Source organism: Streptomyces sp. NPDC004752, assembly GCF_053601275.1.
Genome location: NZ_JBSGBN010000127.1, coordinates 18,163 through 28,680, shown reverse-complemented (window position 1 = coordinate 28,680; position 10,518 = coordinate 18,163). Strand labels below are relative to the sequence as shown.

General features: G+C 72.1%; 13 protein-coding genes and 1 pseudogene. 4 read left to right on the top strand and 10 right to left on the bottom strand.

Going from position 1 to position 10,518, the window contains the following annotated elements; genetic code table 11:
* The 4 genes and pseudogenes from ACWEKM_RS36805 to ACWEKM_RS36790 all read left to right on the top strand — a co-directional run.
* A pseudogene (locus ACWEKM_RS36805) lies at window positions 1-438 on the top strand (ATP-binding protein); the annotation flags it as partial.
* Entirely contained in the window at window positions 435-905 is a 471-nt protein-coding gene (locus ACWEKM_RS36800) for a roadblock/LC7 domain-containing protein (RefSeq protein WP_451625633.1), read from the top strand. The pseudogene ACWEKM_RS36805 and the gene ACWEKM_RS36800, both read left to right, overlap by 4 nt.
* Window positions 906-946: 41 nt before the next feature.
* Window positions 947-1,363, top strand: coding sequence for a DUF742 domain-containing protein (locus ACWEKM_RS36795; RefSeq protein WP_451625632.1), 417 nt, complete (start codon window positions 947-949; stop codon window positions 1,361-1,363).
* Window positions 1,350-1,949: a GTP-binding protein gene (locus ACWEKM_RS36790; protein WP_451625631.1), complete on the top strand. Its 600-nt coding sequence runs from the start codon at window positions 1,350-1,352 to the stop codon at window positions 1,947-1,949. Before ACWEKM_RS36795 ends, ACWEKM_RS36790 begins: the two co-directional genes overlap by 14 nt.
* Before the next feature lie 3 nt (window positions 1,950-1,952).
* On the opposite strand, the gene ACWEKM_RS36785 is transcribed toward ACWEKM_RS36790, so the two are convergent.
* The 10 genes from ACWEKM_RS36785 to ACWEKM_RS36740 all read right to left on the bottom strand — a co-directional run bounded on the left by ACWEKM_RS36785 (window position 1,953) and on the right by ACWEKM_RS36740 (window position 10,514).
* A complete protein-coding gene (locus ACWEKM_RS36785; RefSeq protein WP_451625630.1) occupies window positions 1,953-2,621 on the bottom strand; it encodes an ABC transporter permease in 669 nt (222 codons plus the stop codon).
* A complete protein-coding gene (locus ACWEKM_RS36780; RefSeq protein WP_451625629.1) occupies window positions 2,618-3,346 on the bottom strand; it encodes an ABC transporter permease in 729 nt (242 codons plus the stop codon). The genes ACWEKM_RS36785 and ACWEKM_RS36780 overlap by 4 nt, the downstream gene beginning before the upstream one ends.
* Window positions 3,343-4,473, bottom strand: a complete 1,131-nt coding sequence (locus tag ACWEKM_RS36775; RefSeq protein WP_451625628.1) for an ABC transporter ATP-binding protein — start codon at window positions 4,471-4,473, stop codon at window positions 3,343-3,345. The genes ACWEKM_RS36780 and ACWEKM_RS36775 overlap by 4 nt, the downstream gene beginning before the upstream one ends.
* A gap of 326 nt (window positions 4,474-4,799) precedes the next feature.
* A complete protein-coding gene (locus ACWEKM_RS36770; protein ID WP_451625627.1) occupies window positions 4,800-5,729 on the bottom strand; it encodes an aminoglycoside phosphotransferase family protein in 930 nt (309 codons plus the stop codon).
* A 127-nt stretch (window positions 5,730-5,856) separates the two neighbouring features.
* Entirely contained in the window at window positions 5,857-6,195 is a 339-nt protein-coding gene (locus tag ACWEKM_RS36765; protein ID WP_451625626.1) for an XRE family transcriptional regulator, read from the bottom strand.
* Window positions 6,192-6,506 (bottom strand): type II toxin-antitoxin system RelE/ParE family toxin, encoded by a 315-nt coding sequence (locus ACWEKM_RS36760; protein WP_451625625.1) that lies wholly within the window; start codon window positions 6,504-6,506, stop codon window positions 6,192-6,194. The genes ACWEKM_RS36765 and ACWEKM_RS36760 overlap by 4 nt, the downstream gene beginning before the upstream one ends.
* A gap of 26 nt (window positions 6,507-6,532) precedes the next feature.
* Window positions 6,533-6,940, bottom strand: coding sequence for a peptide-methionine (R)-S-oxide reductase MsrB (gene msrB / locus ACWEKM_RS36755; protein ID WP_451625624.1), 408 nt, complete (start codon window positions 6,938-6,940; stop codon window positions 6,533-6,535).
* Between the two features lie 14 nt (window positions 6,941-6,954).
* The gene (murC, locus tag ACWEKM_RS36750; RefSeq protein WP_451625623.1) at window positions 6,955-8,358 is read right to left on the bottom strand and encodes a UDP-N-acetylmuramate--L-alanine ligase; all 1,404 of its coding nucleotides are present in this window, start codon (window positions 8,356-8,358) and stop codon (window positions 6,955-6,957) included.
* A 674-nt stretch (window positions 8,359-9,032) separates the two neighbouring features.
* A complete protein-coding gene (locus tag ACWEKM_RS36745) occupies window positions 9,033-9,509 on the bottom strand; it encodes an indole-3-glycerol phosphate synthase (protein WP_451625622.1) in 477 nt (158 codons plus the stop codon).
* A gap of 153 nt (window positions 9,510-9,662) precedes the next feature.
* The gene (locus tag ACWEKM_RS36740) at window positions 9,663-10,514 is read right to left on the bottom strand and encodes a pyrimidine reductase family protein (RefSeq protein WP_451625621.1); all 852 of its coding nucleotides are present in this window, start codon (window positions 10,512-10,514) and stop codon (window positions 9,663-9,665) included.
* Window positions 10,515-10,518: the final 4 nt, after the last annotated feature.

Below are 10,518 nucleotides of genomic sequence, written 5' to 3'. Positions count from 1 at the left end.
CGCGAGGTATCGCAGGGCGCCGACGGCACGGCCCCGGCGACCGTGCAGAATGCCGCCGTGACCCATGGCAGCTCCGCCGCACACCATGAGGGGGCCGCGGCCCCCGGCGACCGGTCCCCGCTGATCCCGCGCGCCCGCACCGAGATGCCGCCGCCCGCCGGCCGCGCGGACGACGCCTCCTCGGGCGCCCGCCCGCTGCGCCGCCGGGTCCGCGGGGCCACGCTCCCCACGACCACGGGCGTCCAACCCGCCGTACCGCAGGCGATGCGCCCCCGGGACGCACAGGCCGAGCGCGACGCACTTGAGGAGTTCGAGGCCGCGGTTGCGCGGGCCCGGCTCGACAGCGACACCGGCTCGTCAGCGCGCCCCGGCACGGGGCCTGAGCGCGTGGACCAGCCGCATGACCAGAACCACTATCCGGAAGGAGCCGAGCAGTGAGCACGTCGACAGGTGACACCCCGACAGGAGGCACCGCACCGACCGACCTGCGGGCCGCCGCGGCCGACTTCACCTGGCTGCTGAACCGCTTCGCGACCGAGACCGCGGGCGTGGTCGACGCGATCGCCGTGTCGTCCGACGGTCTGCTCATCGCCGTGTCGGAGCTGCGCGAGCGCGCCCACTCCGACCGGCTCGCCGCGATCGTCTCCGGCATCACCAGCCTGGCCGCGGGCGCCTCCGGCAACTACGGCCTGGGCGGCCTCAACAAGGTCATCATCGATCTGGAGGGCGGTCATGTCATCGTCTCCGCGATCGGCAGCGGCGCCGTCCTCGGCGTGGTCGCCGACAAGGAGGCCAAGCTGGGCAACATCGCCTACGAGATGACGCTGTTCGCCAACCGGGCCGGGGCCGCGCTCAGCCCCCAGCTGGTGCTCGAACTGAAGAACAGCGTCGGCGTCGCCCGCTGACGGCCGACCCGCCGAGACCGAGAGAGGAAGCGTAGGAAGCCATGGCGGACGGCTCCCCGCCCCCGGGCCCCGACCGGGTCGGCCCGGCCCCCGCCGTACGGCCGTTCCTGGTCACCGCCGGCCGGGTGGCGAATACCGCCTCCGGCCGGACGATGCCCGTCGAGACCCAGGTGGTGGCCACCGTCGCGGGCCTGGACGCGCTCGACCGGATCTCCTTCGAGCGGCACGACATCATCGCCGCCTGCCGGCTGCCGCAGTCGCTGGCAGAGCTCGCGGCCCGGCTGCGGCTGCACCTCAACGTGGTCCGTGTGCTGGCCGAGGACCTGCGCGCGGCCGGGCAGTTGACGGTGTACGTGCCCGACTTCGACACCACCCACGACGCATCCGTCCTGCGCAGGGTTATCGATGGCCTGCGGGCCATCCCCGACTCCCGAGAGGTACTCCGTGACACCGACTGAACCACTGGTCCACGGCTCTGCCGCGCACACCGCCGTACGACCACCCCTGCCGGTGAAGATGGTCATCGCGGGCGGTTTCGGCGTGGGCAAGACGACGACCGTCGGCGCGATCTCCGAGATCGAGCCGCTGACCACCGAGGCCGCGATCACCGAGGTCGCGGCGGGCGTCGACGACCTCACGCACACCCCGCACAAGAGCACGACCACGGTGGCGATGGACTTCGGCTGCCTCACCATCGACCCGACCCTCAAGCTGTACCTGTTCGGCACGCCCGGGCAGGACCGGTTCGGGTTCATGTGGGACGACATCGTGGAGGGCGCGATCGGCGGGCTCGTCATCGTCGACACCCGGCGCCTGGACGACTGCTACGCGGCCGTCGACTACTTCGAGCACAAGGGCATCCCGTTCGCCGTGGCGATCAACGCCTTCGACGGCAGGGTGGAATACGCCCTGGACGAGGTCCGCTGGGCGCTGGACGTCAGCGACCGCGTCCCGCTGGTGGTCTTCGACGCCAGGGAACGCGGCTCGGTGCGGGACGCGCTGCTCGTCGTACTGGAGCTGGCGCTGGCCCGCACCGAGGGCTGACCCTCAGCCGCTCCTGCGCACGCCGGGCGACACCGCGATCCGGGCCACCGCCCAGAACACCGCGAGTGTCGCCAGGGCCATCACGGCCACCAGGCTGGCGCCGCCCACGACCTTCTCGTAGTTGTGCTGGTAGAGGCCGTCGACGATGTACCGGCCGACGCCGCCGAGACTGACGTACGCGGCGATGGTGGCCGTGGAGACGATCTGGATGGCCGCCGAGCGCAGACCGCTGAGGATCAGCGGGAGCGCGACGGGCAGTTCGACCCGCAGCAGGATCCGTGACTCCGCCATGCCCATGCCGCGGGCGGCGTCCACCGGGGACGGGTCGACGGAGCGCACCGCCTCGTACGTCGTCACCAGGATCGGCGGGACGGCGAGCACGACCAGCGGGATCATCACCGGGAGCAGGCCGAAGCCGAGCAGCACGAACATCAGCACCAGCAGGCCGAAGCTGGGCAGCGCGCGGGCGGCCGTGGCGATGAACGCGAGGACGTTGCCGCCGCGCCCGGTGTGCCCGGTCAGCAGGCCGAGCGGCAGGCCGATGGCGGCCGCGACGGCGAGCGCGATCAGCGAGTACTGGAGGTGCTCGCCCAGCCGGGTGGGGATGCCGTCGTAGCCGTGCCAGTGGGCACCGTCGCTGAAGAAGGCGTTGATGAAGTGGAGTACGTTCACCGGACTGCGTCCTTAAGGCCGACGGCGGCCGGCTCGGGCCGGGTGGTGGTCTGCGGGTCGGTCCCGGCGGTGCGGGTCCTGCGGGTGCCGCGCGGCATCCAGGGCGTCAGCAGCAGACGGACGGCGACCAGTACGACGTCCGCGAGGACGGCGAGGACGGCCGTGCCCACGACGGACAGCCAGACCAGGCGGGGCTGGTTGTAGATCATGCCGTCGTGCAGCAGATTGCCGAGCCCGCCCTGGTTGCCGATCAACATGCCGACGCTGACCAGGGAGATGCTGGACACGGTGGCCACCCGCAGGCCGGCGATGATCGCGGGCACGGCGATCGGCAACTGCACCTGGAGGTAGCGGCGTATCGGCCCGAGCCCCATGGCGGTGGCGGCGTCGAGGGTCTCCTGCGGCACCGAGCGGACCCCGTCCACGATCGCCGGGACGAACACCACGAGGCTGTAGACGGCCAGCGGGATCATCACGGTGGTCTCGCTCTGGCCGGTGTAGTCGATGAGGACCACGAAGAAGGCCAGCGACGGGATCGCGTACAGCACGGTCGTCACGCCCAGCACGGGCGGGTAGAGACGGCGGAAGCGCACGCACACCTGGGCGATCGGCAGCGCCGCGAGCAGTCCGGCGAGCACCGGCAGCAGCGCCTCGCGCAGATGCAGGCCGACCAGACCGAAGTAACTGTGCTGGAGGTCGCTGGGAATGTCGAAGAAACCGCTCATCGGCCGGCCTTCGCCGTGCTGCGCCCCGTGGCGTGCGCGGAGCGGATCGCCTCGCCGATGACCTGCTGCGAGACGACACCGACGACCCGGCCGGTGGCGTCCACACCGACGGCCCAGCCGGTCGGCGACAGCACGGCGCCGTCGAGGGCGGCGCGCAGCGAGTCGGCACCGGGCACGAACGGCCGCCCGTACGACAGCAGTTGATCCCGGTCGATCTTCCCGGAGGTGAGGTCGCCCGGCGCGCTCCAGCCGAGCGGCTTCCCGTCGAGGTCCGTGACGAGAAGGTACGGCGCGCCGTCGGCGGCGCGCGCGGCGATCTGCCCGGCGTCGGCGTCGATCGCGACGACCGGGGCGGTGCGCAGCTCCAGCGCGCCGGACGAGAAGAACGACAGCCGGCGGATGCCCCGGTCGGCGCCGAGGAAGTCCTCCACGAAGGCGTCCGCGGGGGCGCTCAGCAGTTCGGCGGGCGGGGCGAACTGGGCCAGCTTGCCGCCGGTGCGCATCACGGCGACCATCGTGCCCAGCTTGATGGCCTCGTCGATGTCATGGGTGACGAAGACGATCGTCTTGCCCAGTTCCTCCTGGATCCGCAGGAGTTCGTCCTGAAGGCCCTTGCGCACCACGGGGTCGACGGCCGAGAACGGCTCGTCCATCAGCAACACCGGCGGATCGGCCGCGAGCGCCCGGGCGACGCCGACGCGCTGCTGCTGTCCGCCGGACAGCTGGTAGGGGTACCGCTTGGCGAGCGAGGCGGCGAGCCCCACCCGCGCCATCAGCTCCGCGGCCCGCGCCCGGGCCTTCTGCTTGCTCCAGCCGAGCAGCCGGGGCACGGTGGCGATGTTGTCGACGATGGTGCGGTGCTGGAAGAGACCGGCGTTCTGGATGACGTACCCCATCGACCGGCGCAGCGTGTTGACGGGCTGCGCCTGAATGTCGACGCCGTTGAGGAGAATGCGCCCCTCGGAGGGGTCCACCATCCGGTTGATCATCCGCAGCGTCGTCGTCTTGCCGCAGCCGGAGGGCCCGACGAACACGGTGATCGAGCGGTCCGGAATCTCCAGCGACAGCCGGTCGACCGCCACGGTGCCGTCCGGGTACCGCTTGGTGACTGAATCTATCCGTATCAAAGCGCCGAATACCCTTCGGGTTTGGCAGACATTGCTCACTTCCGGCCACGGTCGTCGATGCGCAGGCCGTTGCGTGCAGAGTCTAGACCGCGACCGTTTCATTACCTTGGCAGGCAACGCCTCCCCGCCGGGTCGTGACCGGACCGTGGCCGTGAGCGCGCCCGACCACGGGCGACGGCGCGGTAGCGGTAGCGGCGCGTGTCCGCGCAGTACCGGCGCGTGTCGGCGCGGCAGCGGTATCCGCGCGGCATCGGGCATCGGCATCGGCGCGGCAGCCGTATTCGCGCGCCGGGGCCGGTCGCCTCGCGCGTCGGCGCCGGGGCGCTCTACCGGCGTTCGGTGAGCAATTCGGCCAGGCGGTCGGCGAACCGGGTGAGCCGGTCCAGTAGCGATCCGCTGCGGGCGGTACGAAAACCGTGGCGGCGGCCCCAGAACGCGGTTTCGACGGCATGGAACTGGCACCAGCGCAGGACGCGTTCGCGGTCGAGTTCCGCGGCTTCGGCGAAGACGTCCAGGACGCGGTGGACGGCCTTGCGCAGATCGTCCGCTTCGAGGAGCGTCAGCGCGCGGGACTTCAGCAGGATGCCGGCGTCGTAGGCGGGGTCTCCCACGCACCCCTTGGGGTCGACTGCCAGCCATGGCTCGCGGTCCGCGCGCAGGATGTTCCGGGCGTGCAGGTCGCCGTGGACGAGGAGCTCCGGCTGGACCCGGCCCACCTCCCGTACGGCCGCCACGGCTGCATCCAGCGCCTGGCGCGGCAGCGCGTGCGTCAGCTCCTCGGCGTCCCGGCACAGCTGCTCCTCCCAGGCATCGCACTGCTCGCGCAGCCGGGGCAGGCCGGGCGGCGCGGGGACGGCCAGCCGACGGCTGAGCCGCCCGGCGACCGCCACCACCTCGTCACCGTCCTCGACCTCGGCGAGGGTCGTCGGCCGGGCCCGCTCCAGCAGCATCGCGAACCGTTGATCGTCACGCTCGTGCAGCAGGACGGCCCCCCGCCCGGCCCACGCCGTGAACGCGTCCGGCTCATGGACATTGCCGGGGTGCGGAAACGACACCTTCAGCACGGCGGCTCCGGCGGCCCGTCGCACCGGGACGATGACGCCGACGCCCCCGTGCATGACCTCACCGTCCGGCACACACCCCCAGGCACCCGTCACCTCCTCCACGATCCCGGGCAGCTCCGCGAGCCACGCCGCCCCGGCCTCCCCCTCACGCTCGACGGTGCTCCGCGCGAACTCCTCCGGTATCCCGATCATCCCGGCACCCTACGCGCCACCCCACCACCCCGACGAACACCCCGGCTCCACGACATGCGCACCGCCGGCAACCGGGTGTGCCTCGCGCTCGGGATCGAACACAACCGCCATCAGTAGGGAAAAGGGATCAGGCGACGGTGTACTCCGTATCGCCGAAGTCGGCCACCACGCGGAGCCTTCCCCCGAGGGCCTCCACATACGACCGCAGCGTCGCGGCTTCCGTCCGGTCAGCGTCTCGGCGTTCGATCGCCGACACCCTGGGTGCAGAGACTCCCATCGTCCCGGCCACGTCCTTCTGGGTCAGCGACTGCTCCCGCCGGATCTCCGCGAGCCGGTACGCACGGACCTCGGCCATCAGCCGGTCCATAGCCGCCTGCTTCTCCTCGGCAGAACGAACCGGCAGCCCGGCAGCCTCCCGGCGCTCGCGCAGCTTGCGCTTTGTCTCCTCCCAGCCGACAGTGCTCATTCGTACTCCCTTGTATCGAGTTCGGCGAGGTGTGCCTGGTAGCGCTTCTCGGCGAGCGGAATGTTGGCGTCGTACCAGCGTTGCCAGTTGCCCGCCTTGTCGCCGGCGAGCAACAGGACCGCCCGACGCACCGGGTCGAATGCGAACAGAATGCGGATCTCGCTCGTTCCTGATGAACCCGGCCGCAGTTCCTTCATGTGATGCTGCTCCGCGCCCTTGATCCGGTCCACCAGTGGACGGCCCAGGGTGGGTCCGAACATCGACGAGGCGTCGATGGCATCCTCTACCTGCTCGGCACTGCCCCAGTCCACCTCAGCCAGCTCATGAGGCGCGGGCCTCAGTGCTCGGTCGGCTCCAGCCTCAGTGAGATCGAGTTGATGCAGTACCGCTGGTCCGTCGGCGTACCGTAGCCCTCCCCCTCGAAAAGGTGTCCGAGGTGAGAGCCGCACCGCGCGCACCGCACCTCCGTCCGGACCATCCCGTGGGAACGGTCTTCCAGGAGCTCCACCGCGTCCGAGTCGCGGGCGTCGTAGAAGGACGGCCAGCCGCAGTGGGACTCGAACTTGGTGTCCGAGGTGAAGAGTTCGGCACCGCAGGCGCGGCAGGAGTAGACGCCGGTGGTCTTGGTGTCCGTGTACTCACCGGTGAACGCCGGCTCGGTGGCGGCCTGGCGCAGTACGGCGTGCTCGGCCGGGGTCAGCTCCGCGCGCCACTGCTCGTCCGGCTTCTCGACGTCGTACGACATGAGTCTCAGCCCCTTCACTGCTGCGACAGGTGGTCCAGGATCCGCGGGCCCAGATCGGTCACATCGCCCGCGCCCATGGTGAGAACGAGATCGCCGGGCCTCGTCATTCCCGCGATCACGGACACGGACTGCGCCTTGTCGTGCACGGCGGTGACGTCCGCGCCCGCCGCGCGCGCCGCCTCGACGATCAGCTCGCTGGTCACGCCGGGGATCGGGTCCTCGCGGGCCGGATAGATGTCGAGGACGACCGAGGCGTCCGCGTGGGCCAGGGCCCGGCCCATCTCCTGGCCCAGTTCCTGCGTGCGGGAGAACAGATGCGGCTGGAAGAGCACGAGGATGCGGGCGTTCCCGGCGGCCGCCCGCATCGCCTCCAGGTCGGCCGTCATCTCGGTCGGGTGATGCGCGTACGAGTCGATGACCTGCACGCCGGCCGCCTCGCCCTTCAGTTGCAGCCGACGCTTCACCCCGGTGTAGGCGCCCAGCGCCGCCGCCAGCTCCGGCGCCGGGACGCCCAGGGCCGCCCCCGCGGTGAGCGCGGCCACCGCGTTGTGCGCGTAGTGGCGGCCGGGCACGGAGACCGTGAAGGTCAGCGGCGCGCCGTCCAGCTCCACGGTGACCTCGCTCCGGAGCCCCTGCGGGACGACGGACAGGACCCGTACGTCGGCGTCCGCGCGCTCGCCGTAGGTCACCGTCCGCACCCGGGCGGCAGCGGATCCGGCCAGCCGCCGGGTCAGCTCCCGGGCGCCCTCGTGGTCCGCGGTGATCACCAGGGTGCCGCCGGGCACGATCCGGCCGACGAAGGTCTCGAAGGACTCGTGGATCTCGTCCATCGAGGCGTAGTTGGCGTGGTGGTCGAGTTCGACGTTGAGGACGATCGCGACCTCGGGCGCGTACGCGTGGAAGCTGCGGTCCGACTCGTCCGCCTCGGCCACGAAGATCTCGCCGGTGCCGTGCAGGGCGTTGGAGCCGGGGGCGTCCAGGTCGCCGCCGATGGCGTACGAGGGGTTCAGGCCCAGCTCGGTCAGCGCCACCGCCAGCATCGACGTGGTGGTCGTCTTGCCGTGGGTGCCCGCGACGGCGATCGGCCGCCGGCCGTCCATCAGGGCGGCGAGGGCGTCGGAGCGGTGCACCACCGGGATGCCCAGCTCGGCGGCGCGGACCAGCTCCGGGTTGTCCGCGCGGATCGCCGACGAGACGATCACGCAGTCGGCGTCGTCGGCGAGGTGCTCGGCCGCGTGCCCGATGTGCACGGTCACGCCGAGCGCCCGCAGGGCCTCGGCGGTCGCCGACTCCTTGGCGTCGCTCCCGGCGACCTTGGCCCCTCGCTGCGCGAGGATCTTCGCGATCCCCGACATCCCGGCGCCGCCGATGCCGATGAAGTGCGGTCGGTCCATGGCGGTACGAAGGCCGGGTGCCATGCGCGTGTCTCCCAGATGCGATACGACGACGGAGCGCGCCCCGAGAGGAACGCGCCCCCAGCCTATTGCGTGCCGGTGACCGCGCCCTCCCGCGGCGCGATCGACCACCTGTGCCGGCGGCTGACGGCGCCGCCCGCCGGGGCGTACGGCGTACCCGCACCCGGCCGGCCCCTCGCCGCGCCCGCCGACGGGCGTGAAGCGACACCCGCCGAAGGGTGTGAACCGGCGCCCGTCGACAGGCGTGAACCGGCCCGAGCGGCTGAGCCGAGCGGCCGGGCGAGGTCCGCTGTGGCTCGGCAGCGCCTCAACGGGGCGCAGCGAAGTCCGCTGTGGCTCGGTTGCACCTCAAAGGGGCGCAGGGCTCTATCACCATGCGGCTCCGCCGCGATGGGGGTCCCTGTTCGAGCGGAGCCGAGAACTTGGGGGAGCGACCGGCGACCACGCCTCCACGGCCCGACAACGACGCGGCACGGCCCCTTCCCGCAGAGCGCCCGGCGCCGCCCAGGACCCACCGCGGAGCACCCGGCGCACCACGGCCCATCGGCAGAGCGACCGGCCACGAGGCCGCCGCAGCCGACCAACAGCCCCGCACGGCCCCACCCCGCGGAGCACCCAGCGCATCACGGCCCACCCCGCGGAGCGACCGCCGCATCACGGCCCTCCCAGCGGAGCGCTCAGGCCCTGCTGTGCGAGAACAGCTTCAGTACCGGCACCCCCACCTTGTGCCGGGCCCGCGAGGCCCAGTCCCGGTGGAAGAACTCCTCCACGTAGTGCGGGTCGGTGAGGACGATCACCTCATCGGCCCCGACCTCCTCCACCAGAGCCTTCAGGGCGTCCAGCGGATGGTCCTCGACCAGCCGCCCCTGCGCCGCCTGGCCGCCGGCCGCCCGCAGCGCGGTGAGGGACACCTCCAGGGCCTGCTCGGCGGGCTCCTTCGCGGCGGCGCCCTCCGGTGTCTCCCCCTCGCGGGCGGCGTCGTCCAGCTCGCCGAGGGCGATGTCGTCGATGGCCCGCAGCAGCCGGTCCGCCTGGTCGCCCCGCGGCTGGAGCAGCACATGGAAGGAGACCGGCTCGTCTCCGTGCAAGGTGGTGACGAACTCCACGTCGGCGGACGTCAGGGCCTTCTCGATCATCAAAACGCTTGTGAACACCAGCGCCCCATTCTCCTTCGAGGGCCCTAGGCCCTCTCTCCTCCGTGGGCCGTACCAGGCCCTGCGGAAACCATCCTGCCCCGTGATCGCACGGGTCCTGCCGGATTCAGTGTGCCTGGTGAAAGTTAAACGGAACGACACATTCCGCCGTGTTCAGGACCGCTGGTAGCGGGCGAACAGATATCCGGCCTCCTCCAGCAGGGACACGAGTGCGAAACGCCGGGGCACGGCGACCGGGGGGCCACCGGCGATGCGCTGGGCGTCACCCGCGGTGAGCATCGGCGAGAGGGTCAGGCACAGCTCGTCCAGAACCCCGGCGGCGATGAACCGGCCGAGCAGCCGGGGGCCGCCCTCGGTGAGCAGCCGGGTGTGGCCGAGCCCGGCGAGGGCCCGCACCGCACGCGCCGGATCCACGCCCGCGCCGTCGCCCGCGATCACCACCCGGGCGCCCGCCCGCTCGGCGGCGGCGATCCGGTCCGGGTCCGCCGCGACGCCGGTCAACACCAGGGTGGGCACCAGGGGCGCGGTGAACAGCGGGAGCGAGAAATCCAGCTCCAGGCTCGCGCTGACGACCGCGATGCCCGGCGCCGGGCCCTGCCCCGCCGCCTCCCGGGCGGCCGCGAACTCGGCACGCGCGCGTGCGGGCCGGTAGCCCTCCTGGCGTACCGTTTCCGCACCGACGACCACGACATCCGCGAGGGCCCGTAGCGTCCCGAAGATCCGCATGTCGGCGGCGCCGGAGATGGGCTGCGAACGCCCCTCGTGCTGGGCGGCGCCGTCGAGCGTGGACACCATGTTGGCCCGCAGCCAGGCCGCCCCACCGGGGCGGGCCGGGCCGGGATAGGCGTAGGCGGCGGCCAGCTCGGCGAGGCTCCACTCCCGCGCCAAGCGATCGCCCGCGCCCCCGGAAGCGGAGTCCGCGGCGGCCCGCGCCCCCGCCCGTCCGGCCTCCCCGGCGGAATCCTGGGCTGCTGTTTCTTCGGTCACAGGGAACAGGCGTCGCATGCGA

Bases quoted from the DNA above. Each gene is read 5' to 3' on its own strand.
- murC (WP_451625623.1), bottom strand. From the start codon at position 8,358: ATGGCACCCGGCCTTCGTACCGCCATGGACCGACCGCACTTCATCGGC.
- ACWEKM_RS36795 (WP_451625632.1), top strand. From the start codon at position 947: ATGGCGGACGGCTCCCCGCCCCCGGGCCCCGACCGGGTCGGCCCGGCC.
- ACWEKM_RS36740 (WP_451625621.1), bottom strand. From the start codon at position 10,514: ATGCGACGCCTGTTCCCTGTGACCGAAGAAACAGCAGCCCAGGATTCC.
- msrB (WP_451625624.1), bottom strand. From the start codon at position 6,940: ATGTCGTACGACGTCGAGAAGCCGGACGAGCAGTGGCGCGCGGAGCTG.
- ACWEKM_RS36780 (WP_451625629.1), bottom strand. From the start codon at position 3,346: ATGAGCGGTTTCTTCGACATTCCCAGCGACCTCCAGCACAGTTACTTC.
- ACWEKM_RS36765 (WP_451625626.1), bottom strand. From the start codon at position 6,195: ATGAGCACTGTCGGCTGGGAGGAGACAAAGCGCAAGCTGCGCGAGCGC.
- ACWEKM_RS36770 (WP_451625627.1), bottom strand. From the start codon at position 5,729: ATGATCGGGATACCGGAGGAGTTCGCGCGGAGCACCGTCGAGCGTGAG.